Source organism: Variovorax sp. GW821-FHT09D04, from assembly GCF_059416405.1.
Window position 1 is genome coordinate 233,225 of record NZ_JBWKPA010000007.1, and the last position, 23,072, is coordinate 256,296.

The 23,072-nt window shown below is 70.4% G+C and carries 21 protein-coding genes; 9 read left to right on the top strand and 12 right to left on the bottom strand.

Annotated elements, in window-relative coordinates:
* Nucleotides 1-23: 23 nt before the first annotated feature.
* The 8 genes from AC07O4_RS21990 to AC07O4_RS22025 all read right to left on the bottom strand — a co-directional run bounded on the left by AC07O4_RS21990 (nucleotide 24) and on the right by AC07O4_RS22025 (nucleotide 9,419).
* Entirely contained in the window at nucleotides 24-1,601 is a 1,578-nt protein-coding gene (locus AC07O4_RS21990; RefSeq protein ID WP_495305666.1) for an acyl-CoA synthetase, read from the bottom strand.
* A gap of 73 nt (nucleotides 1,602-1,674) precedes the next feature.
* On the bottom strand, nucleotides 1,675-2,778 hold the full coding sequence (locus tag AC07O4_RS21995; protein WP_369645254.1) for a CaiB/BaiF CoA transferase family protein: 1,104 nt from the start codon (nucleotides 2,776-2,778) through the stop codon (nucleotides 1,675-1,677).
* A gap of 106 nt (nucleotides 2,779-2,884) precedes the next feature.
* Nucleotides 2,885-3,715 (bottom strand): enoyl-CoA hydratase/isomerase family protein, encoded by an 831-nt coding sequence (locus tag AC07O4_RS22000; RefSeq protein WP_495305667.1) that lies wholly within the window; start codon nucleotides 3,713-3,715, stop codon nucleotides 2,885-2,887.
* Nucleotides 3,716-3,735: 20 nt separating this feature from the next.
* Complete coding sequence (locus tag AC07O4_RS22005; protein WP_070062833.1) at nucleotides 3,736-4,515, bottom strand: enoyl-CoA hydratase-related protein; 780 nt, start codon at nucleotides 4,513-4,515, stop codon at nucleotides 3,736-3,738.
* Nucleotides 4,512-6,026 (bottom strand): acetyl-CoA acetyltransferase, encoded by a 1,515-nt coding sequence (locus AC07O4_RS22010; protein WP_495305668.1) that lies wholly within the window; start codon nucleotides 6,024-6,026, stop codon nucleotides 4,512-4,514. Before AC07O4_RS22010 ends, AC07O4_RS22005 begins: the two co-directional genes overlap by 4 nt.
* Before the next feature lie 4 nt (nucleotides 6,027-6,030).
* Nucleotides 6,031-7,185 carry an acyl-CoA dehydrogenase family protein gene (locus tag AC07O4_RS22015; RefSeq protein WP_495305669.1) on the bottom strand — a complete coding sequence of 385 codons (1,155 nt, stop codon included), beginning with the start codon at nucleotides 7,183-7,185 and terminating at the stop codon, nucleotides 6,031-6,033.
* Between the two features lie 12 nt (nucleotides 7,186-7,197).
* Nucleotides 7,198-8,400 carry an acyl-CoA dehydrogenase family protein gene (locus AC07O4_RS22020; protein WP_495305670.1) on the bottom strand — a complete coding sequence of 401 codons (1,203 nt, stop codon included), beginning with the start codon at nucleotides 8,398-8,400 and terminating at the stop codon, nucleotides 7,198-7,200.
* 149 nt (nucleotides 8,401-8,549) lie between these two features.
* Nucleotides 8,550-9,419 (bottom strand): UDP-2,3-diacylglucosamine diphosphatase, encoded by an 870-nt coding sequence (locus AC07O4_RS22025; protein WP_101490432.1) that lies wholly within the window; start codon nucleotides 9,417-9,419, stop codon nucleotides 8,550-8,552.
* 94 nt (nucleotides 9,420-9,513) lie between these two features.
* On the opposite strand from AC07O4_RS22025, the gene AC07O4_RS22030 reads away from it, so the two are divergent.
* Nucleotides 9,514-11,265: a lysoplasmalogenase family protein gene (locus tag AC07O4_RS22030; RefSeq protein ID WP_495305671.1), complete on the top strand. Its 1,752-nt coding sequence runs from the start codon at nucleotides 9,514-9,516 to the stop codon at nucleotides 11,263-11,265.
* Between the two features lie 15 nt (nucleotides 11,266-11,280).
* Here AC07O4_RS22030 and AC07O4_RS22035 read toward each other — a convergent pair whose 3' ends face one another.
* The 3 genes from AC07O4_RS22035 to ruvB form a co-directional block, all read right to left on the bottom strand.
* Nucleotides 11,281-12,348 (bottom strand): hypothetical protein, encoded by a 1,068-nt coding sequence (locus AC07O4_RS22035; protein WP_495305672.1) that lies wholly within the window; start codon nucleotides 12,346-12,348, stop codon nucleotides 11,281-11,283.
* A gap of 119 nt (nucleotides 12,349-12,467) precedes the next feature.
* A complete protein-coding gene (gene dmeF / locus AC07O4_RS22040) occupies nucleotides 12,468-13,421 on the bottom strand; it encodes a CDF family Co(II)/Ni(II) efflux transporter DmeF (RefSeq protein ID WP_495305673.1) in 954 nt (317 codons plus the stop codon).
* Between the two features lie 10 nt (nucleotides 13,422-13,431).
* On the bottom strand, nucleotides 13,432-14,496 hold the full coding sequence (ruvB, locus tag AC07O4_RS22045; protein ID WP_062482092.1) for a Holliday junction branch migration DNA helicase RuvB: 1,065 nt from the start codon (nucleotides 14,494-14,496) through the stop codon (nucleotides 13,432-13,434).
* An 86-nt stretch (nucleotides 14,497-14,582) separates the two neighbouring features.
* Here ruvB and AC07O4_RS22050 point away from each other — a divergent pair, with 86 nt between their 5' ends.
* From AC07O4_RS22050 to AC07O4_RS22080, 7 genes are all read left to right on the top strand, one after another.
* Nucleotides 14,583-15,197, top strand: a complete 615-nt coding sequence (locus AC07O4_RS22050; protein WP_095947964.1) for a CDP-alcohol phosphatidyltransferase family protein — start codon at nucleotides 14,583-14,585, stop codon at nucleotides 15,195-15,197.
* A 38-nt stretch (nucleotides 15,198-15,235) separates the two neighbouring features.
* Nucleotides 15,236-17,002 (top strand): bifunctional alpha/beta hydrolase/class I SAM-dependent methyltransferase, encoded by a 1,767-nt coding sequence (locus AC07O4_RS22055; protein ID WP_495305674.1) that lies wholly within the window; start codon nucleotides 15,236-15,238, stop codon nucleotides 17,000-17,002.
* The gene (locus tag AC07O4_RS22060; protein WP_495305675.1) at nucleotides 16,999-18,339 is read left to right on the top strand and encodes a phosphatase PAP2/dual specificity phosphatase family protein; all 1,341 of its coding nucleotides are present in this window, start codon (nucleotides 16,999-17,001) and stop codon (nucleotides 18,337-18,339) included. The genes AC07O4_RS22055 and AC07O4_RS22060 overlap by 4 nt, the downstream gene beginning before the upstream one ends.
* The gene (locus AC07O4_RS22065) at nucleotides 18,332-18,772 is read left to right on the top strand and encodes a hypothetical protein (protein WP_447747280.1); all 441 of its coding nucleotides are present in this window, start codon (nucleotides 18,332-18,334) and stop codon (nucleotides 18,770-18,772) included. The genes AC07O4_RS22060 and AC07O4_RS22065 overlap by 8 nt, the downstream gene beginning before the upstream one ends.
* 74 nt (nucleotides 18,773-18,846) lie before the next feature.
* Nucleotides 18,847-19,512: a lysophospholipid acyltransferase family protein gene (locus tag AC07O4_RS22070; RefSeq protein ID WP_487850299.1), complete on the top strand. Its 666-nt coding sequence runs from the start codon at nucleotides 18,847-18,849 to the stop codon at nucleotides 19,510-19,512.
* Nucleotides 19,513-19,517: 5 nt separating this feature from the next.
* Nucleotides 19,518-20,465, top strand: a complete 948-nt coding sequence (locus tag AC07O4_RS22075) for a phosphatidate cytidylyltransferase (protein WP_489062625.1) — start codon at nucleotides 19,518-19,520, stop codon at nucleotides 20,463-20,465.
* Nucleotides 20,462-21,076: a YdeI/OmpD-associated family protein gene (locus tag AC07O4_RS22080; protein WP_495305676.1), complete on the top strand. Its 615-nt coding sequence runs from the start codon at nucleotides 20,462-20,464 to the stop codon at nucleotides 21,074-21,076. The genes AC07O4_RS22075 and AC07O4_RS22080 overlap by 4 nt, the downstream gene beginning before the upstream one ends.
* 25 nt (nucleotides 21,077-21,101) lie before the next feature.
* On the opposite strand, the gene AC07O4_RS22085 is transcribed toward AC07O4_RS22080, so the two are convergent.
* The gene (locus tag AC07O4_RS22085; RefSeq protein WP_223301435.1) at nucleotides 21,102-21,725 is read right to left on the bottom strand and encodes a Crp/Fnr family transcriptional regulator; all 624 of its coding nucleotides are present in this window, start codon (nucleotides 21,723-21,725) and stop codon (nucleotides 21,102-21,104) included.
* A gap of 272 nt (nucleotides 21,726-21,997) precedes the next feature.
* Here AC07O4_RS22085 and AC07O4_RS22090 point away from each other — a divergent pair, with 272 nt between their 5' ends.
* Nucleotides 21,998-23,059 (top strand): porin, encoded by a 1,062-nt coding sequence (locus AC07O4_RS22090; RefSeq protein WP_495305677.1) that lies wholly within the window; start codon nucleotides 21,998-22,000, stop codon nucleotides 23,057-23,059.
* Nucleotides 23,060-23,072 lie beyond the last annotated feature (13 nt).

The following is a 23,072-nucleotide window of genomic DNA, read 5'->3' on the forward strand; positions in this document are numbered from 1 at the left end:
GTCGTCTCCTTGGTGGTTTTTTGTCAGGCAACCCGGCGTGCGTGGCCGGCCCAGTGCGGCTCGCGCAGGCGGTACTTCATGACCTTGCCGGCGCCCGAGATCGGCAGCGCGTCGACGAACGCGACGCTGCGCGGGCACTTGTAGCCGGCGATCAGTTCGCGGCAATGGGCGATGAGCGCTTCGGCATCCGCTTCGGTGCCGGGCTTGCGCACCACCACCGCATGCACGGCCTCGCCCCAGCGCTCGTCGGGCACGCCGATGACGGCGGCGGCGGCCACGGCGGGGTGGCGCGCGAGCGCGCCTTCGACCTCGGCGCAGTAGATGTTCTCGCCGCCGCTCACGATCATGTCCTTGTAGCGGTCGACGATGAAGACGAAGCCGTCGTCGTCCATGCGGGCCGCGTCACCGGTGTGCATCCAGCCATCGCGCAGCGCGGCGGCCGTCTGCTCGGGCAGGTTCCAGTAGCCCTGCATCACGCACGGGCTGCGCACCGTGAGTTCGCCCACGGTGCCGCGCGGCACCTCGCGACCGTCGCCGTCGCACACGCGCAGGTCGATGCCCGAGAGCGCCTGCCCGGCCGAGGCCAGCTTGCCGAGCTTGCGGCCTTCGGGCGAGTGGTAGTGGCGCGTGAGGTAGCTCACGCCGGCCGACAGCTCGGTCATGCCGTAGCCCTGCGCGAACTCGGCCTGCGGGAAGGTGGCGAAGGCGCGCTCCAGCAGCGCCTCGGTGATCGGCGAGGCGCCGTAGCCGACGAAGCGCACGCTCGACAGGTCGGCCTGCGCGGTGCGCGGGTCATCCACCAGCATCTGCAGCATGGCGGGCACGGCCATGAGGTTGGTGGCGCGGTCGCGCTCGATGGCGGCGAGCATGCCGTCCACCGAGAAGCCCGGCAGGATGATCTGCGCGCAGCCCATGAGCACGCCGCGCAGCAGGAACGACAGCCCCGCCAGGTGAAAGAGCGGCGCCACCTGCAGCAGCCGCGCGCTGTCGTCGAAGAAGGCACCGAGCATCGACACCTGCGCATTGATCACCAGCGCCGCGTGGCTGAGCATCACGCCCTTGGGCCGGCCGGTGGTGCCGCCGGTGTAGAACACGCCGGCCAGGTCGTCGCCGCCGCGCAGCGCGTCGGGCACGGGCTCGCTCTCGCGGACCAGCGCTTCGCAGTCGGTCATGCCCGTGGGCGCCTGGCGCTCGCCCATGTAGACCCAGGTGGTGACGGCGCGCGCGGCGGCGCGCAGTTCGTCCGCCGTCGCCAGGAACTGGTCGTCGACGAACAGGATGTGCGTCGCGCAGTCGTCGAGCGAGTGCGCCATCTCGGCCACGCTCCAGCGCGTGTTGACCGGGTTGACCACGCCGCCGGCCCACCACACGGCCAGGTAGTACTCCAGCGTGCGGTCGGCGTTGAGCGCGAGCACGCCCACGCGGTCGCCGGGCTGCACGCCCAGGCGGCGCAACCCGCCCGCCAGGCGCGCGACACGCTCGCCGAGTTCGCCGTACGTGCGCGTGCGGCCCTGGAACACGGTGGCGACGGCGCGCGGGCTGCACTGCATGGCACGGTGCAGGGCCTGCGTGAGGTACAGCGGCGGTGGCGTGGTGGGCATGGACAAGGCTCCTGTCGGTGCGGTGCGGAAATGCCATGCATGCGCGAACGCGCATGCCCGGGACACAAGGACGTCAGCGTGCTTCGGCCACGGGCGCTGCCGCGCCCCAGCGCTTGAGCAGCGCGGGCCCGTCGTCGGGCGACACGGCCGGCGGCACGACCGGCGCGGTGCGGCTGAAGCGCGGCGCGGGCGCGGGCTGCACCACGCCGCCCACGGTGGCGAAGGTGCCGCGCGCCACGTTGTGCGGGTGCTGCGGCGCCTCGTCCCAGTCGAGCACGGGGGCGAAGCAGGCGTCGCTGCCTTCGAGCAGCACGCACCACTCGTCGCGCGTGCGGGTGCGGAACACGTCGGCCAGGCGCAGCTTGAGCAGCGGCCAGCGGTCGGCGTCCATCTGGGCGTCGAAGGCGGGGTCGTCGACCAGGCCGCAGCGCTCGCGCAGCAGGGCGTAGAACTGCGGCTCGATGGAACCGATGGCCACGTACTTGCCGTCGGCGCAGGCGTAGGTGTCGTAGAAGTGCGCGCCGCCGTCGAGCAGGTTCTCGCCGCGCTGGTTGCTCCACTGGCCGGCCGACTTGAAGCCGTACATCATGGCCGACAGCAGGGCGGCGCCGTCGGTCATGGCGGCGTCGACCACCTGGCCCTGGCCCGAGCCTTTCACCTCGTGCAGCGCGGCCAGCAGGCCGAAGGCCAGCAGCATGGCGCCGCCGCCGAAGTCGCCCACGTAGTTCAGCGGCGGCACGGGCGCCTCGCCCGAACGGCCGATGGCGTGCAGCGCGCCGCTGATGGCGATGTAGTTGATGTCGTGGCCGGCCGCGTGCGCCAGCGGGCCGTGCTGGCCCCAGCCGGTCATGCGGCCGTAGACCAGGCGCGGGTTGCGCGCAAGGCATTCGGCCGGGCCCAGGCCCAGGCGTTCCATCACGCCGGGGCGGAAGCCCTCGATGAGGATGTCGGCGCGCGCGATGGCGTCGAGCACCGGCGCGGCGGCGTCGGGGGCGCGCAGGTCGACCTCCCAGGTGCTGCGCCCGCGCGCCAGGATGTCGTGGGGGTCGCGCCGCGTGCCGGGGCGCGCGATGCGAAGCACCTCCGCGCCCATGTCGGCGAACAGCATCGCGCAAAAGGGGCCGGGGCCGATGCCGGCCATCTCGACGACCCGAAGTCCTTTCAGGGGTCCTGCCATGTGTGTCTCCTCTGGCGCGCACCCGGCGGCCTGTTGTGTGAAGGCATCTTGGCGCGCGGGCGCCGGCGTCGCATCGTCGGAAGCGACGAAAGCGCGGAAAGACGGTTCAGCGCCCCGTGAAGACGGGTGCGCGCTTGGCCGCGAAGGCGGCGGCGGCTTCGCGGAAATCCTCGGTTTTCAGCGCCAGCACCTGGGCGCGGTTCTCGACCTCGAGCGCGGCGTCGAGGCTCGGCGCTTCAAGGTTGGTCCACATGAGCTGCTTGGTGTGGCGCGTGGCGTAGGGGCTGTTGCGCAGCACGTCGGCGGCCAGGGCGAGCGCGCGCGGCAGCAGCGCGTCGTCGTCGACCAGCGCGGCGACCAGGCCGATGCGCTCGGCCTCGTCGGCCGGCACGGGGCGGCCCGTGAGCATGAGCTCGAAGGCGCGCGAGGCGCCCACCAGCCGCGGCAGGTGGTAGCTGATGCCGCACTCGCCGGCCGTGAGGCCGATGCGCACCGCGCCCACGTGGAACGAGGCCGAGCGCGCGGCCACGCGGATGTCGGCGCCCAGCGTGAGCGCAAAGCCCGCACCCACCGCCACGCCGTTGACGGCGGCGATCACCACCTTGTCGAGCGCGCGCAGCCGCCGCACCATGCCGGCGAACAGCTCCTGCCCCGCCATCAGGTCGGCCACCGAGGGCTCGCCGTCGAGCGGCTGGTCGTCGCGGCGCGTGAGCGGCGTGGTGAGGTCCCAGCCGGCGCAGAAGCCGCGACCCGCGCCGGTGAGCACCAGCACGCGCACGCTGTCGTCCTGCGCCAATGCGTCGAGCGCGGCGCACAGGCGCCGCACGGTGGGCTGGCTCAGCGCGTTGAGGCGCGCTGGGCGGTTCAGCGTGAGCAGTGCGATGCCTGCGCGGCTGCGGTCGATGAGGATGTCGTCGTCTGCTTCGCTGTCGGGCATGGCTGTCTCTTTCTTGGGGTTCAGCGCCCGGTCCAGCGCGGCGCGCGCTTTTCGATAAAGGCGCGCGGGCCTTCCTTGAAGTCTTCGCTCGCGGCCACGCGCTCGAAGGCGTCGCGCGTGAGGGCGCGCAGCGCGGCCTCGTCGAGCCCGCTGTTCGCCTCGCGCGCCACGCGCAGGCTCTGGCGCACCGCCACCGGGCCGTTGCGCGCGATCTCGGCGGCCAGTGCCAGCGCGGCTTCGCGCAGCGCGTCGACATCGGCCACGAGGCGGTTGACCAGGCCGAAGCCGTGCGCGCGCTCGGCATCGAGCTGCCCCGCCGTGAGGATCAGTTCGAGCGCGATGTTCGGCGGAATGGCGCGCGGCAGCCGGTACAGCCCGCCCGCCGCGGCGATCAGCCCGCGCAGCACCTCGGGCAGCCCGAAGGCGGCCTGCCGCACGGCCACGACGAGGTCGCAGGCCAGCACGAGCTCGGTGCCGCCGGCCAGCGCCTTGCCGTTGACGGCGGCGATCCACGGCTTGCTGCGCTCGCGGTACACGAAGCCCGCGAAGCCGCCGCGCTCGGTGCGCAGCGCGCTGCCGCGCCCGGCCGACACTTCCTTCAGGTCGGCGCCCGCGCAGAAGGCCTCGCGGCCGGCGCCGGTGAGCACCACGGCGCGGATGTCGTCGTCGGCCTCGGTGGCATCGACGGCGGCTTCGAGGCCCGTGGCCACATCGCCGTTGACGGCGTTGCGCGCCTCGGGGCGGTCGATGGTGACGAGGGCGACGTGGCCCGGCAGACGTTCGACAGTCACTGCACTCATGACACGCTCCAGTTCAAGAGATCGTCCGCACCGGCCGTCACCGTGCCGCCGCAGCCGACAGGGCTGCGGTCCAGGTCGGTCAGCACCTTCAGCGAGGCCGCATCCGTGGCCTCGACGCGCGCCATGAGCCGTTCGCCGGCCGGCGTGCGCGCGATCACGATGCCCTGCGAGGGCTGGCCGTCGCGGCCGTAGACCACGGTGAAGGTCTCCAGCGTGGCGGCGCCCGCGTACTGCAGCACCAGCGGCGGCACCGGCCCGCGCCGCGCATCGGCGGCGGCCTGCACGTCGTAGTCGGGCTTCGGCAGCCCTTGCGGCGGCGGGCTGGAGCCCAGGACCAGCGCGTGGTGCTTGGTGACGTACTCGCCCTGCCCGTAGAGCAGCGCGGCCTTGCCCTTCGGCGCGGCGCGCAGTGCGCGCACCAGGCCGGCGGCGGCGTGCGTCATGTAGTCGTTGAGCGGTGCGCCGAAGAAGCTCAGGCCGCCGGTGGAGGTCATGCGCGCCTCGGGTTCGAGGCCCAGCGTGCGGCGCGCCATCTTGGGCACGATGGGGAAGCAGCTGTACAGCTCCAGCATCTCGAAGGCCGAGGCGTCGCCGCCGACCTGCGCGAGCACGGTTTCCATCACCAGGTCCTGCGCGTGCGAGCGGTGGTACTGGTCGCGCTGCAGATAGTCGCGCGGCTCGCGCGCGGCGGCGCCGTCCCACACGTAGACCCAGCGGTCTTCGGGAATGCCGAGTGCGCGCGCATGGCCCACGCTGGTGAGCAGCACGGCCGCGCCCATGTTGACCAGCGGGTTGGCCACCATGTGCTTGGTGTAGGGCCAGGCGATGAGGCGGTTGGCCGCATCGACGCGCGCGATGTCTTCGGGCGTGAAGGGCTTGCGCAGCCAGGCGTAGGGGTTGGCGGCGGCCACCTCGGAGTAGCGCGCCCACAGGCGCGACGACTCGTCCTGCGCCTGGCGCGGCGTCTGGCCCCAGTGCGCGAGCGCAGCGTTCTCGTAGAAGGGGTAGATGGTGGTCGGCATGGCCGCGCCGAGCTGGATCGCCACGGGGTGGCAGATGTCGGTGCCGCGCACCAGCTTCACGCTGTCGTCGCGCGGGGTCCAGTCCAGCGCGATGCCGAGCTTGGCGGCGGCATCGACCGTGTAGCGCGCCTCGGCGCCGGTGATGGCCGCCACCTGGCTCTCGCCACGCGCGATGCGCAGCGCGGCCTCATGGATGTAGCGCACCGGCGCTTCGCCGCCGGTGACGCCGTAGACGCTGCGCGCCGGGCTGCAGCCCAGCCGCGCGTTGAGCAACGCGGGCGCGTCGGTGTAGGGCCACGAGTACTCGCAGACGACGTCGAGCGAGTCGAGGCCGGCCAGCAGCGCGGCGGCGCCGCTGTCCTGTTCGGCGGCGCGCATGGCGCGCGCCATCAGCTCGATGGGTTCGAGGCCTTCGGCGGCCTCCTTGGTGCGGTGCGTGATCTCGCCGACGCCGACGATGACCGGCGTGCGGTCGTCCAGTGCTGTCATGGGGTTAGTGCTGTGAGAGGGGTTGTTGTTGTTGCTGCAGCTGCGCCACGCGGCGCAGGTGCCACGCGGGCGGGCCGAACTGGCCTTCGATGAGGGTGGCGCGGCGCACGTAATGGCCGACGGCGAGTTCTTCGGTCATGCCCATGCCGCCGTGCAGCTGCACCGCGCCCTGCCCCACGGCGCGGCAGGCCTTGGCGACCGCGACCTTGGCGGAGGACACGGCACGTGCGCGCGAGGCCGCGTCGGCGCCCCCGGCCAGTGCCTCGCCCACGCTGGCGGTGAGCGCGTCGGCCTGTTCGAGCGCCATGTGCATGTCGGCCAGCCGGTGCTGCAGCACCTGGAAGCTGGAGATCGGCACGCCGAACTGCTTGCGCTGGCGCACGTAGTCGAGCGTGTCGCGCATCAGCCGGCGCAGGATGCCGATGGATTCGGCGCAGACCGCGAGCGTGGCCTCGTCGAGCGCCTGCTCGATCTGCGGCAGCGCTGCGCCTTCCTCGCCGAGCAGTGCGTCGGCGTTCAGGCGCACCGCCTCGAAGGTGATGTCGGCCGCGCGGCCGCCGTCGCGCGTGCGGTAGGCGCGCAGCTGCACGCCGGACGTGTCCTTGGGCACGACCAGCAACGACACGCCCTTGTCGCTGCGCGCCGTGACGATGAGATGGCTGGCCCACGGCGCGGCCTGCACCACGGCCTTGCGGCCGTCGAGCCGCAGCCGCCCGTCGGCCTCGCGCACGAGCGTCGTGCGCACGTCGTCGCGTGCGTGGCGGCTGTGCGGCTCGTCGTGCGCGAAGGCCAGCACGGCCTGCCCCGCGACGACGCGCGCGAGCAGCGCATCGGCCATCGCGCTCGGATGGCGCTGCAGCAGGCCGGCGCCGATCACCAGCGTGGACAAGTAAGGCTCGGCGGCGAGCGCGCCACCCAGCGTGGGCAGCAGCGCGAGGTGGGCGGCCAGGCCGAGGCCCAGCCCGCCCTGCGCTTCGGGCAGGGCCGCGCCCAGCAGGCCGAGGTCACTTGCCAGGCCGTGCCAGAACGGCGGCGGTGCGTCGTCGGCGGCGGCCAGCGCATGAAGTCGCTGCTCGAAACCGTGCTGGTCGTCGAGGTAGCGCGCGAGGCTGTCGCGCAGCATCGCGAGGGTGTCGTCTTGTTCGGTGAGGGTGGTCATGGCAAGCGGACCTCAGCGTGATTGCAGGAGCTGCGCCGCGATGATGTTGCGCTGCACTTCGTTGGAGCCGGCGTAGATCGACGCGGCGCGGTCGTTGAGGTAGGCCGACATCGAGAACACCGCCTCCTCGGGCACGGCCAGCGCGCCCTGCAGGCCGTCGTCCAGCGGCAGGTCGGCCGCCGCGTAGTGCGCGGCGATCTCCACGCCGAGTTCGGTCAGGCGCTGGCGCAGCTCGGAGCCCATCACCTTGCCCATCGAGGGCCGGATGCCGTGCGGCTCGCCGCGCGCCTGGGCGCGCAGCGACTGCAGCTCGGTGGCCTCGACCGCATCGATGGCGCAATCCACCTCGGCCAGGCGCAGCGCCATCTCGCGCGCCTCGTCGGCGGCGGTGTCACCCGCGGCAGCAAAGGCGCTGTCGGCCGCGGCACGCAGCCGGCGCAGGCGCGCGCGCAGCATCGGCGCCCAGGCCCCGCCGCGCTCGTGCTGCAGCAGGTACTTGGCCACCGTCCAGCCCTGGTTCTCCTCGCCGATGAGGCCGCTGGCGGGCACGCGCACGTCGTCGAAGAACACCTGGTTGAGCTCGTGGTCGCCCGAGATGCTGATGATCGGGCGGATGGTCAGGCCGGCCTGGGGAATGTCGAAGCACAGGAAGCTGATGCCCTGCTGCGCCTTGCCGCCCGAGGCGGTGCGCACAAGGCAGAACATGCGGTTGGCGTACTGCGCGTGGGTGGTCCAGATCTTGGTGCCGTTGATGACGTAGTCGTCGCCGTCACGCACCGCCTTGCACTGCAGCGAGGCCAGGTCGGAGCCCGACTGCGGCTCGGAATAGCCCTGGCACCAGTAGTCCTCGCCCGAGCGGATGCCGGGCAGCCAGGCCTGCTTCTGCGCCTCGGTGCCGAAGGCGATGATCACCGGCGCGACCATGCCGGGCCCCATGGGCGCGCGCGGCGGCGCGTCGGCCGCGGCCAGCTCGCTCGCGAAGAGGTAGTGCTGCATCGGCGTCCAGCCGGTGCCGCCGTGTTCCACCGGCCAGTGCGGCACGCTCCAGCCGCGCCGGGCCAGCACGCGGTGCCAGCGGTTGCCGTCGGCGTAGTCGGTGAAGATGCCAGAGCAGCGGCGCCCTGCGGCGCGCAGCTCAGGCGTCAGCTCGCGCGCGAGAAAGTCGCGAACCTCGTCGCGAAACGCGGTCTCCGCCGCGCTGAGGGTCCAGGCCATGGTGTTGTCTCACAGGGTTCACACCCGGCAAGTGTGCGGCGCGCGCGCCGGCGCGGCATCGTCGGATCGGACGAACGTGGGCGCCCCGCCGCGGCGGTGAGCGCTTTTTTCTTCAGTTCTTGCGTCGGGGCCCGTGCAGGGCCGAACGTTCAGGCCGCGACCGCTTCGCGCGCCGGCACCGCTTGCGTCCCGACGGGCATGTGCTGCGCCCAGTCGATGATCTCGAGCGTGCCGTCGGCATGCTCGGCCAGCGCGGTGAGGCTTTCCACCCAGTCGCCGTCGTTGCAGTACAGGATGCCGTCGATGTCGCGCATCTCGGCGTGGTGGATGTGGCCGCACACCACGCCCTGCGCGCCGCGGTTGCGGGCCTCGCGGGCCACGGCGTTCTCGAAGTCGCCCACGTAGCTCACGGCGCGCTTGACCTTGCCCTTGAGGTACTTCGAGAGCGACCAGTACGGCAGCCCCATGCGCGCGCGCAGCGAGTTGAGGTGGCGGTTGAGCTTGAGCGTGAACTCGTAGAGCGAGTCGCCCACATAGGCGAGCCACTTGGCGCACTGGATCACGCCGTCGAACAGGTCGCCGTGGATGATCCACAGCTTGCGGCCGTCGGCCGTCTCATGAATCCACTCGTCGGCCACGTCGATGCCGCCGAAGTTGTGGTTGAGGTACTTGCGGGCGAACTCGTCGTGGTTGCCCGGGATGAAGATCACGCGCGTGCCCTTGCGCGCCTTGCGCAGCAGCTTCTGGATCACGTCGTTGTGCGCCTGCGGCCAGTACCAGTGGCGCTTGAGCTGCCAGCCGTCGATGATGTCGCCGACCAGGAACAGCGTCTCGCACTCGGTGTACTTGAGGAAGTCGAGCAGCGCCCGGGCCTGGCAGCCGGGCGTGCCCAGGTGCAGGTCGGAGATCCAGAGGGTGCGATAGCGCAGCGCCGGACGCGCCGCATCGTCGTCCTCCGGCTCGGGAGGCTGGATCGCGGTGTCGCGCCAGGCGCGAAGGAAAGCGTCGTCGCGTTGCATGGTCCGGCAGGTTCGCAGCCGCGCGTGACCGCACGATGGCGACTCCGTGACATCCCGGTGACGCGTGGCACCGGGGCAACGCCACAATCGGACGATGCGCTCTGGCCAGATCATCGTTCTCGTGTCCCCCGTGTTCTTTCTGCTGATCGCGATCGAGTTCGCGGTCGGCCGCGCGCGCGCCCGGCGCGGCACCGGGCAGGACACCTACCGCCTGGCCGACGCCGTGAACAGCATCGGGCTGGGCATGCTGAGCCAGATCAGCGCGGTGCTCACGGGGCTGCTGCGCATCGGCATCTACACCGCCGTGTATTCGGCGGTGGCGCTCTTTCCGCAAGAGGCGGCGCGCGAGTTCTGGACCACCTGGTACGGCTGGCTGCTGGCGCTGGTGTTCTACGACTTCTGCTACTACTGGCTGCACCGCATGGGCCACGAGTCGGCCGTGCTGTGGGCCGCGCACGTGGTGCACCACCAGAGCCAGCACTACAACCTGTCGACCGCACTGCGCCAGACCTCGAGCGGCGCGCTGCTGGGCTGGCTCTTCTACCTGCCGATGGCCGTGGCCGGCGTGCCGCCGCTGGTGTTCGTGGTGGTGGCGCTCATCGACCTGCTCTACCAGTTCTGGGTGCACACCGAACAGGTCGGCAAGCTCGGCTGGTTCGACCGCTGGTTCTGCTCGCCCTCGAACCACCGCGTGCACCACGCGGTGAACGACACGTATCTGGACCGCAACTACGGCGGCGTGCTGATCGTGTGGGACCGCCTCTTCGGCACCTTCCGCGAGGAGGACGAGCGCTGCGTGTACGGCACGCGCGGCGAGCTGAAAAGCTGGGACCCGCTGTGGGCCAACGCCGAGGTCTACTGGGCGCTCGCCAGGGATTCATGGCATGCGCGCCGCTGGTCCGACAAGCTGCGCGTGTGGTTCAAGCCGCCCGGCTGGCGACCGGCCGACGTGGCGGCGCGCTACCCCAAGCCGGCTTTCGACATCGCGAGGGTGACGCGCTACGAGCCCGTGGTGAGCCGCGGCGTGCAGTGGTTCGCGGGCCTGCAGTTCCTCGCGCTGCTGGCCGGCGTGACGGTGTTCCTCTGGTACTCCGACGCCGTGCCGCTGCCGCAGGCCGCCGTCTGGCTGGCCGCGCTCACGGCCGGGCTGTGGGCCGTGGGCGCGGTGCTGCAGGACCGGCTGTCGGTCACCGAGGTGCTGCTGGTCGAGGCCGCTGCGCTGGCCACGGCGAGCGCGGCCTTGGGCATCGGCTGGCTGCACCTCGCCTTCAAGCCATTGGCGCTGGCCATCGCCATCGCCTTCGCGGCCCGCCGCGCGCAACGCCAGCCCGGCGGCATCGCGCGCTTCGATGCGCTGCTGCTGACCGGCCTGGTCTTCTCGCTCGCGGGCGACGTGCTGCTGATGGGACCGGCGAACCTCTTCGTGCCCGGGCTCGTGTGCTTCCTGCTCGCGCACCTGGCGTACATCGCGCTGTTCCGCATCGGCGTAGGGCTGTTCCCGCGCCCGCGCGCGCTGGCGGCCACCTTGCTGATCGGCGCGGGCATGTACGCCTTCCTGTGGCAGGGCGGCCTGCCGGTGGCGCTGCGCATTCCGGTCGGCTTCTACGTGGTGGTGATCGCCTGCATGGCGGCCCAGGCTATCGGGCGTGCGGCGGTGCTGCGTTCAAGCGACCCGGCCGCGCTGTGGGTGGCGGTGGGCGCCTGCTTCTTCATGCTGAGCGACGCGCTGCTGGCGATCAACCGGTTCGTGTCGCCGCTGCCGCTGGCGTCGCTGTGGGTGTTGTCTACCTATTACGTGGCGCAGATGTTGATCGTGCGGCATGCGAACTCTCCTCGAAATGGGTAGATCGCGCTCGCCTCATCAAAGGCGACCATCTGTTGCATTGCGGCGCAAGCGAAGTCGATATGCGTCCTTGCCAGCATCCGGATCGCAGTCGAGAACCGGTTCCACCGCAGCGACGGGCCCCGTCGCGGAGGTCTCTCGCACCTCGAGAGGCTGCTCGAACTGACGCTTGCGGCAAGCGTCCTCAACCTCTTTCTCCCGGCGACGCTTTTCCACCAGGCCCGCCACTTTTTCGTGGTCGATATCGACGACCCAGCGGCCCTCCTTCGTGCGATGCCAACTGGCAAAGGTGTTGAACCACGGCGTCCAGGCATCGCGAAGGCGCTCCCCACCGTCATAGAGCAGGGGGTCCAATTTGGTGACCGGCATCGTTTCACCATCCTTGTCCACGATGGTGAGCGTTCCTCTTCTTTCCTCTGAGGAGAACAGATAGGAAAACCAGGCTGCCGTGCTGTTGTCAGGCGACACCGAGACGATGGGGTCCAGGTCGAAATCCACGCCGCTGATCGATTGAAGCGGCAGCAACTGAATCTGGAGCGAGCGCTCATCGAGAATTCGCCCCGTGTATGGCGGCGCTCTTCCATTCGTCAGCTCGTGCGTTCTGGCGTCGTGAACAAACCAACGGCCCGCATCGAGTCGGGTGGTGGCAATTCCGTTGGCGATCCATGCGTTCGGTATCGCCCTTGCAGTGGTCGGAAGCGGAGTGACCGCGACCGAACCATCCGGTGCTTCCTTGAGGACATAGAAATTGGAAGCACTGCTCACAAGCCATGTTGGATGGGGGCCCGCCAAACGTGCTTCGATCGCGATGAACCGACCTGTCTCATCAGGCGCCTTCACCTCCTTCGGGAAAAGGCGGCCATGGCGGACGATGAGGTACGAGGGATCGGCCGGACGCAAGTAGCCGGTGAAGTCCACGTACTGGAACTGGAAATTGCCGATGCGCTCTTCAGGCGAATCCTTGCGGACGCTGCAGCCCGAAAGGCTGAAAAGAAACATGGCGCCGAGAACGACCCAGGTGCTGTTTCGTGACTTGCGCGCTTTTCCGATGCCTGTCCTGGCGCAAGAAGCATCAAGGAAGCTCATGCAGCGCCGCCGATTTGCGTTCGCTCACGGCAAACGGGTCCACGTGAATTTCTGAAGCAGGCCGGAGCCATCGTTCTCATGGATAGACAGGAGATGGCTGCAACAGCGGAACCCTTCCTCTACTCAGCGCAGCGCTGGATTTCGACCGTCGAGTGCCGGATCTCCTCGTGCATCGAGAAGCACGCCCGCACCTGGTCCGCCGTGAGCGTGGCCGAATGCGTCACCACCGTGAGCGCGCAGGCGTACGCATCGCGGCCGACGCGCCAGACGTGCAGATCGGCCACGCGGGTTTCGGAATCGGCCAGCATCGTCTCGACGCCTTCGCGGATTTCGGCGGTGACGGGGTGGTCCATCTCGCGGTCGAGCAGGACCTTGCCGGTCTCCTTCAGCAAGCCCTTGGCCCAGACGGCGACGAGCACGGCACCGACGATGCCCATGACCGGGTCGAGCCAGGACCAGCCGTAGAACCAGCCGCCCAGCAGCGCCGCGATGGCGAGCACCGAGGTGGCGGCGTCGGCCACCACGTGCAGGTAGGCGGAGCGCAGGTTGAGGTCGTGGCCGTGTGCGTGGTCATGATGGTCATGACCGTGGTCGCCGTGCCCATGGCCGTGGTGATCGTGCGAATGCCCCAAGAGCCGCGCGCAGACCAGGTTCACCACCAGGCCCAGCACCGCGATCGAGATGGCCTCGGGGTAGTGGATGGCCACGGGCGACCACAGCCGCTCCAGCGAACCCACCACCATGAGCGCGGCGACGCCGAGCAGCAGCAGCGCGCTCGCGAAGCCGCCGAGCACCTCGATCTTCCAGGTGCCGAAGGCAAAGCGCGGGTCGCGGGCGTAGCGCCGCGCGGCGGCGTAGGCGAAGGCGCTCAGGCCGATGGCCAGCGCGTGCGAACTCATGTGCCAGCCGTCGGCCAAAAGCGCCATGGAGTTGAACCACCAGCCGGCACCGATCTCGACCACCATCATCGCGGCGGTGATCCACATCACGAGGCGGGTGCTGCGTTCGGCGGCGGCATTGCCGGCGCCGAAATGGTGGTCGTGCTGCCAGGCGCTCAGGTCGTGGGTGTGCATGGTTTTCTCTTCAGGCGCCGAACAGGTCCGGGCCGTCGGCGCGGCCCGAGGGCGGCACCACGCCCAGGTGGCGGTAGGCCGCGAGCGTGGCGATGCGCCCGCGCGGCGTGCGTTGCAGGTAGCCCTGCTGGATGAGGTAGGGCTCGATCACGTCCTCGATGGTGTCGCGCTCTTCGCCGATGCTGGCGGCCACGTTGTCCAGGCCGACCGGACCGCCGTCGAAGCGGTGGATGACGGCCTCGAGCAGCTTGCGGTCCATGAGGTCGAAGCCCTGCGGGTCGACGTCGAGCATGGCCAGCGCCTTGTGCGCGATGTCTTCGGTGATGCGGCCGTTGCCCTTGACCTCGGCGTAGTCGCGCACGCGGCGCAGCAGGCGGTTGGCGATGCGGGGCGTGCCGCGCGAGCGGCGCGCGATCTCGAAGCCGCCGGCGGCGTCGGTCTCGACCTTGAGCAGGCCCGCGCTGCGGCGCACGATGAGCGCCAGTTCTTCGGGCGTGTAGAACTCCAGCCGCGCCACGATGCCGAAGCGGTCGCGCAGCGGGTTGGTCAGCATGCCGGCGCGGGTGGTGGCACCCACCAGCGTGAAGGGCTGCAGGTCGAGCTTGATGCTGCGCGCCGCGGGGCCCTCGCCGATCATGATGTCGATCTGGTAGTCCTCCAGCGCGGGGTACAGGATTTCCTCGACGACCGGGCTCAGGCGGTGAATCTCGTCGATGAAGAGCACGTCGTTGGGCTCGAGGTTGGTCAGCAGCGCCGCCAGGTCCTTGGGCTTTTCGAGCACGGGGCCCGAGGTCTGGCGCAGGTTGACGCCCAGTTCGGCCGCGATGATGTGCGACAGCGTGGTCTTGCCCAGACCCGGCGGGCCGAACAGCAGCACGTGGTCGAGCGCCTCTTTGCGCTTGCGCGCGGCGCCGATGAAGATCTCGAGCTGCTCGCGCACCTTGGCCTGGCCGACGTACTCGTCGAGCAGCTTGGGCCGCAGCGCCCGCTCGATCGCCTCCTCGTTGGGCGAGGCGGGGGCGGCGGACACCACGCGTTGCGGGGCGGGGGCGAAATCGTCGGTCTGGATGGTCATTGGGGGTGGGTCTTCGGAGGCAAGTTTAGTCCCTGGCCACACTGGCAGAATGCTTGGAGAACATAACAAGAGAGGGAAGTCAGAACGTGTCCATCTACGAACTGAAACCGCGTTTCCAGGCCTTGCTGCGACCGCTCGTGGTCCGGCTGCATGCGATGGGCGTGACGGCCAACCAGGTGACGCTGGCGGCCTGCGCGGTGTCGGTCGGGCTCGGGCTCTGGCTGTTCTTCGCCGCGCCCTCGCTGGCGGCCTTCGGCCTGATCCCCGCCTGGATGTTCCTGCGCATGGCCTTCAACGCCATCGACGGCATGCTGGCGCGCGAACACCACCAGCAAAGCCGGCTGGGCGCCTTCCTCAACGAACTCACGGACGTGGTCTCCGACGCCGCGCTCTACCTGCCTTTCGCGCTGGTGGCGCCGTTCGCGCCGTTCTGGGTCGGCACGGTCATCGTGCTGGCCGGGCTGAGCGAGTTCGCCGGCGCGCTGGGCCCCACGGTGGGCGCCTCGCGCCGCTACGACGGGCCGATGGGCAAGAGCGACCGGGCCTTCGTGTTCGGCGCGCTCGGGTTGTATGTCGCCCTCGGCGGGCCGCTGCCGGGCTGGACCGCCCTGCTGATGCCATTGCTGGCCGCGCTGGTGGCCTGGACGGTCGTCAACCGCATCCGCCGCGCCCTGGCCGAGGCCGAGGCGCCTGCCGCCTGAAACACCCCCATACAAATAAATAAAGAAGACCCTTCTTCATGACCCTTTCCACACCCCGCGTCGCCGCCGAACACCACTTCCGCACGCACGACGGCGAATCGCTGTTCTACCGCCACTGGCCGGCCACGGGCGGCGCACGGCGCGGCGCCGTGCTGCTGTTCCACCGCGGCCACGAGCACGGCGCGCGCATGGCGCACCTGGTGGACGAGCTGGACCTGCCCGACTTCGACTTCTTCGCCTGGGACGCGCGCGGCCACGGCCTGTCGCCGGGCCAGCGCGGCTACAGCCCCAGCTTCGGCACCTCGGTGCGCGACGTGCAGACCTTCGTGCAGCACATCGCCGCCGCCCACGGCGTGCCCGAGCACGACATCCACGTGGTCGCGCAGAGCGTGGGCGCGGTGCTGATCGCCACCTGGGCACACGACTACGCGCCCAAGGTGCGCGGCCTCACGCTGGCCTCGCCGGCCTTCAAGGTCAAGCTCTACGTGCCGTTCGCGCGGCCGGGGCTGGCGCTGATGCACAAGCTGCGCGGGCTGTTCTTCGTGAACAGCTACGTGAAGCCGAAGTTCCTCACGCACGACCCCGCGCGCATCGAGAGCTACAAGAACGACCCGCTGATCTCGCGCCCGATCGCCGTCAACATCCTGCTGGGCCTGTACGAGGCGGCCGACCGCGTGGTGGCCGACGCCAACGCGATCACGCTGCCGGTGCAGCTGCTCATCTCGGGCGCCGACTGGGTGGTGCACCACAAGCCGCAGCACCAGTTCTTCGAGCGGCTGGGCAGCGCCGTGAAGACGAAGACGGTGCTGCCGGGCTTCTTCCACGACACGCTGGGCGAGAAAGACCGGGCGCCCGCGGTGGCGTCGATCCGCGAATTCATCCTGCAGCGCTTCGACGAGCCGGCCGTGCCGGTCGACCTGCGCGAGGCGCACCTGAAGGGCAACACGGCCGACGAATCGCGCGCGCTGGCCGAACCGCTCTCACCTCTGTCGCCGCGCGGCGCCTACTGGGCGATCACGCGCGGCGGGCTGCGCGTGGGCGGCGCGCTGTCCAGCGGCATCGCGCTGGGCCACGCCACGGGCTTCGACTCGGGCAGCACGCTCGACTACGTCTACCGCAACCAGCCGCAGGGCAAGGGCGCAATGGGCCGCTCGGTCGACCGCACCTACCTCGACTCCATCGGCTGGCGCGGCATCCGCCAGCGCAAGATCCACGTCGAGGAGCTGCTGCGCATCGCGATGGAGCGGCTGGTCGAGATGCACCGCGAGGTGCGGCTCATGGACATCGCGGCCGGCCACGGCCGCTACGTGCTCGACGCGGTGCTGGCCAGCCCGGTGAAGGCCAGCTCGATCCTGCTGCGCGACTACAGCGACATCAACGTGCGCGACGGCACGGCCCTCATCGCCGAAAAGGGCCTGGAGGACGTCGCCCAGTTCGTGCAGGCCGACGCCTTCGACCGCATCAGCCTGGCGAGCGTGACGCCGCGGCCCACGCTGGCCGTGGTGTCGGGCCTGTACGAGCTGTTCCCCGACAACGAAATGGTGCGCCGCTCGCTCGCGGGCGTGGGCGACGCGGTGGAAGACCGGGGCTACCTGGTCTACACCGGCCAGCCCTGGCACCCGCAGCTCGAAATGATCGCCCGCGCGCTCACCAGCCACCGCCAGGGCGAAGCCTGGGTGATGCGCCGGCGCACGCAAGCCGAGATGGACCAGCTGGTCGAAGAAGCGGGCTTCCGCAAGATCGACCAGCGGGTGGACGAATGGGGCATCTTCACGGTGTCGCTGGCGGTGCGCGTCGCGCAATGACCGCCCGGCGCGCGCCCCGGCCGTGGAAACGCGCCGCCGCGTGGCTGGTGTTTCTGGGGCCGCTGTTCTACGCGACCTACGGCTTCGCCAACTGGTGGGCCACCACGCGCGCCAGCGTGCCCTCGATGGCCTTCGACTGGGAGCGGCAGGTGCCTTTCTGGGCCTGGACGATCTTTCCGTACTGGACCATCAACGTCTTCTACGCGCTGTCGCTGTTCCTGGCGCGCGACCGCCACACGCTCGACCGGCATGCGCTGCGGCTGGTGAGCGCCACGCTCATCGCCTGCACCTGCTTCATCCTCTGGCCGCTGCACTTCAGCTTCGGCCAGCCGCCGGTGGAAGGCGCCCCGGCCTTCCTCTTCAACGCGCTGCGCGGCTTCGACCAGCCCTACAACCAGGCGCCCTCGCTGCACATCGCGCTGGCCGTGATCCTGTGGGACTGGTACCGGCGCTTCATCCGGCCGCTGTGGGCGCGGCTCGTGCTGCATGTGTGGGCCTTCGCGATCTGCGCCTCGGTGCTCACGACCTGGCAGCACCACTTCATCGACATCCCGACCGGCGCGCTGCTGGGCATCTTCTGCGTGTGGCTGTGGCCGATGGCGCGCCGGGTGTCGATGCTGCGCGCATGGCGCCTGGCGCGCGATCCGCAGCGGCTGAAGCTCGCGGGCTTCTATGCCGTGGGCGCAGCGCTGTGCCTGTTCGCGGCGTTGGCAACGGGCGGCGTGGCGCTGTGGCTGGCCTGGCCTGCGGCGGCGCTCGCGCTGGTGGCGCTCAACTACCTCGGCTTCGGCGCGCGCGGCTTCCAGATGGACGGCCACGGCCGCATGGGCTGGGCGGCGCGCTGGCTGTTCGCGCCCTACCGCCTGGCCGCGGCCTTCAATGTGTGGCTCTGGACGCGCAAGCTGCCGGCCTCGGTCGAGGTGGTGCCCGGCCTGCGCCTGGGCCGTCGCCCCACGCAGGCCGAATGGCTCGCCGCCGGCCAACCCCGGCTCGTGAGCCTGTGCGCCGAGCTGCAGCTGCCGGCCGGCGTGCCGCCCGCCCGTGCGCGCTGCGTGCCGCTGCTCGACCTGGTGGTGCCGCCGCCCGTGCGCCTGCACCGCGCCGCGGCCGTCATCGAAGGCCAGCGCCGCGCGGCGGCGGCCGACGGTTCGGCCGTGTGGGTCTGCTGCGCGCTGGGCTTCTCGCGCAGCGCCGCCGCCGTGATCGCCTGGCTGGGCCGCGACCACGGCCTGGCGCAGGCCGAAGACGCCGTGCGCCGCGCCCGCCCGCAGATCGTGCTGCACGCCGCCTGGCGTACCGCACTCGAACCCCTTGGAACACCTGCCCGCCATGACTGACAACGAACGCGCCACCTGCACCACCCTGGCCGGCCTGCTGCGCGCGGCGGCCATGCTCGCCCTCTGGGGCTTCGCGCTCACCTGCATCGCCGCCCTGGTGCTGGCGCTCACGCTGCGCGGGCTCTCGAACACCGCCATCCTGGCCTTTGCCGCGGTGATGGTGCTGGGCGTGCTCGAACGCTACTTCGCCTTCCGGCTGCGGCTGGACCAGGCGCTGTTCGAAGGCCTGGCCAACGGCCAGATCGCCTCGCTGGGCGCGATGGACAACGCCCTGTCGGTGCTCGGGCTGCGCGACCCGCCGCCGCAGCCCAGCGCCCGCGCGCTCGCCGACCGCGTGCAGGGAACCCGCCAACTGATGCAGCGCCACGCCATCGTGATCGCCTGCCAGAACGCGCTCTTCCTGCTCGCCCTCATGACACAGGAACTCGCTTGAACAACGACAACGGCAACAACAAGAACGACAGCAGCAGCAACGGCGACGGCAACGACAGCGCCCGCCCCGGCGCCATCGTGCGCCGCGGCCTCGCGGTGGTGGCGGGCCAGCTCATCATCGGCGCGGCCGGCCTTTTGACCGGCGTGCGCGCCATCTGGTCGGGCACCACGCCCAAGGCCGAGCAGACGCTGTACTTCGCCAACCACACCAGCCACGGCGACTTCGTGCTGCTGTGGGCCACGCTGCCCTCCGACCTGCGCGCGCTCACGCGGCCCGTGGCCGGGCAGGACTACTGGGAGGCCTCGAAGCTGCGCAACTTCATCGGCAAGGACGTGTTCAACGCGCTCATGATCCGCCGCGACGGCTCGGGCCAGGGCGGCAACCCGGTCGACCAGATGAAGGAGGCGCTGGAAGGCGGCGACTCGCTCATCATGTTCCCCGAGGGCACGCGCAACACGGGCGACGACATCCTGCTGCCGCTGAAAAGCGGCCTCTTCCACCTGGCGCGCGCCTGCCCCACCGTGCGGCTGGTGCCGGTGTGGATCGAGAACCTCAAGCGCGTGCTGCCCAAGGGCACGCTGGTGCCGATCCCGCTGGCCTGCACGGTGCGCTTCGGCGCGCCGATCCGGCTCGAGGAAGGCGAAGACAAGGTCGCCTTTCTGGCGCGCGCGCGCACGGCCATGCTCGACCTGCGCCCGGAGTACGACCGCATCGAACCCAACGGAGGGACCGCCTCGTGATCGAAATGTCCCCCTTCGCCTGGACCACCTTCAAGCTCTTCGGCGGCGTCTTCGGCGTGCTCGTGCTGGCCTCGGCCATCGGCGCGCTGCTCAAGTGGCGCGTGGCGAACGGCCAGCCGCACTCGGTGATCGACAACCTCAACTCGCGCGTCAATGCGTGGTGGGTGATGGTGGCGGTGATCGGCCTGGCCTTCGCCTTCGGCAAGGGCGGCGTGATCGTGCTGTTCTACCTGATCTCGTTCTATGCGCTGCGCGAGTTCATCAGCCTGGCCTACACGCGGCGCGGCGACCACGGCGCGATCGCGCTGGCCTTCTTCGTGGCGCTGCCGGGCCAGTACTTCCTGATCTGGATCGACTGGTACGGGCTGTATTCGATCTACATCCCGGTCTACGCCTTCCTGCTGCTGCCCATCCTGGCGGCCGTGGGCGGCGACACGCAGCGCTTCCTGGAGCGCACCTCGAAGATCCAGTGGGGCCTGATGGTGTGCGTGTTCTGCATCAGCCACGTGCCGGCGCTGCTCACGCTGCAGATTCCGGGCTTCGAGGGCCGCAACCTGCTGCTGATCGCCTTCCTGGTCATCGTGGTGCAGGGCAGCGACGTGCTGCAGTACGTGTGGGGCAAGCTCTTCGGCAAGCGCAAGGTGGCGCCCGAACTCTCGCCCTCCAAGACCTGGGAAGGCCTGATCGGCGGCGTGGCCAGCGCCACCGCGATGGGCGCGGCGCTGTACTGGGCCACGCCCTTCAACCCGTGGCAGGCGGCGCTCATGGCCTTCATGATCTGCCTCCTGGGCTTCTTCGGCGGGCTGGTGATGTCGGCCATCAAGCGTGACCGCGGCGTGAAGGACTGGGGCTCCATGATCGAAGGCCACGGCGGCATGCTCGATCGGCTCGACTCGGTGATCTTCGCGGCGCCGATCTACTTCCACGCGCTGCGCTACTGGTGGGTGCCATGAGCCCGGCGGCGAAGAAGACCGCGGTCAAGGTGGACCGCATCGTCGACGACACGCCGCTGGAATGCGCCGACGCCGCCGCGCTGCTGCGTTGGTACAAGAAACACCATGCGAGCCACGCCGGCGTCTGGCTGCGCATCGCGAAGAAGGCCAGCGGCATCGCCTCCGTCGACCACCCCGAGGCGCTGGAGATCGCGCTGTGCTTCGGCTGGATCGACGGCCAGCGCAAGAGCCAGGACGCGCAGTTCTTCCTGCAGCGCTTCACGCCGCGCACCGCGCGCAGCATCTGGTCGAAGATCAACCGCGACAAGGCCCTGAAGCTCATCGACGACGGCCGCATGCAGCCCGGCGGCCTGGCCGAGGTGGAGCGCGCCCGCGCCGACGGCCGCTGGGAGGCGGCCTACGACGCCCCGAGCGTGGCCACCGTGCCGCCCGACCTGCAGGCCGCGCTCGACGCCAACCGCAAGGCCAAGGCCTTCTTCGCCACGCTCGACGCGCGCAACCGCTTCGCCGTGCTGTTCCGTACGCAGGGCGCGAAGAAACCCGAGACGCGCGCCCGGCGCATCGCGCAGTTCGTCGAGATGCTCGCCAAGGGCGAGAAGATCCACCCCTGAGCCTGCGCGCTGCGGTGCGCGCCGCTCACTGCGGCCCGGTGCCCGTCGCGATGACCGCGAGCTGGTCGGGGTCCACGATGCGGATGCGCTTGTAGCTCATGTCGATCACGCCTTCCGCGACCAGCCGCCCCAGCTCCTTGTTGATGGTCTGGCGCGACAACCCCAGCATCGCCGCCAGGTCGTTCTGCGACAGCCGCACCGGCAAGCTCGCGGCGGCCTCCACCTGCATGCCGTAGAAGTGGATCACGCTCATCAGCGTGGCGGCCACGCGCCCGCGCACCGAGTTCAGCATCTGGTTCTGCAGCAGCACCACGCTCAGCCGCTGGCGCTTCAGGCCCAGCCGGGCCACGCCGCGCCACAGCGCGGGCTCGGCGTCGAGCACCGCGATCACGGCGTCGCTGGGCAGGTGGACGATCACCGAGTCTTCGTGCGCGTGGTAGTCGTAGGGCAGCGGCACGTCCTCGAGCAGGCGCACCAGCGGCGCCACCTGGCCGGGCCCCAGCAGCGCGTTGACGTACTTGCGCCCCTGCGGGCTCATGCTGCTGATCTCCAGGCAGCCTGACACCACCGCCAGCAGCTCGCGCTTGTGGCGGTCGCGCGCCAGCACCTGCGTGCGGCGGCGGTAGCGCACCAGCCGCGCCGACTTCATGAGTTCGGCGCGGCGCGCGTCGGGCCATTGGGAAAACAGCTCGTTCCAGCGCAGCGCGCGGTCGAGCAGCTCGGCGCTGTCTTCGGCGTCGGGAGGGGGGGTTGCAGGTGGTCGGGTCAGCGGGTTCTCCCTGCCCTGGTGTTCACGAATCTGTCAAAGCGTTGACAGATTCGGGGGCCCTTCATTTCTATCGTAAGCCCCGGACATCGACAAGCACACAGGCGGCACCGCCTTGCACCCGCAGGCGACCGGCCACACCGGAGACAACCCAAATGAAGAAGACAGCCACCGCAGCCCTCGCGCTCGCGGCCTGCGCCCTTGCGTCCGCGCAAAGCACCGTGAGCGTCTACGGCACGCTCGACCTGTACGTGGCGCACGCCAGGTCGGGCCCCGCCTCCTCCACGCGGCTGGAGGACGGCGGCCAGACCGCCTCGCGCATCGGCTTTCGCGGCACCGAGGACCTGGGCGGTGGCCTGGGCGCGCACTTCACGCTGGAGAGCGGCTTTGCGCCCGACACCGGCAACGGCACGCTGCCCGGCCCCGCGATGTCGTTCAGCCGGCAGTCCTTCGTCGGCTTCTCGGCGCCGTGGGGGCAGATCGACGCGGGCCGCATGTACACGCCGATGTTCTACGCGCTGTTCAAGGCCGACCCCTACGGCCTGAACTCGGTGTTCTCGCCGATCAACCTGGTGGCGGCCACCGACGCGCAACCCGGCCTCACGCCCTTCGCGGCCCGCGCCAGCAACATGGTGCGCTACCGCACGCCGGCCAGCATGGAGTTCTTTGCCGACCTGGCCTACGCACCGGGCGAATCGAGCGCGCCGAGCCACCAGAGCGGCAACGTCTACGGCGGCAACATCGGCTGGGCGCGCAAGCCGTACTACATCGCCTACGCCTTCCAGCGCGCGCGCTCGGGCTCGGCGGCGGCGCCCGTGGCCTCGCCCGCCACCACGACCTACCAGGCGCTGACCGGCTCCTACGAGCTGCCCTCCATCGGCCTGCAGCTGTACGCCAGCTACGTGCGCAACGCCTCGAGCCTGCCCAACGTGCCGACCGCGAAGCTCGTGAACCTGGGCGCCACCTACAACGTGACGCCGGCCTCGAACCTGATCTTCGGCGCCACGCAGCGCAAGGTGGCCGAGAGCGAACGCTCGCAGCTGGCCTGGACGCTGGGCTACGACTACTACCTGAGCAAGCGCACCGTGGTCTATGCGCGCTGGCTGCGCCTGCTGAACCGGCACGGCGCCTCGGCCTCGCTCGCGACCATCGCCGTCACGCCCAACAGCGGCAACGACGTGCGCGTGCTGGCCACCGGCATCCGCCACAACTTCTGACTTCCAAACCCTC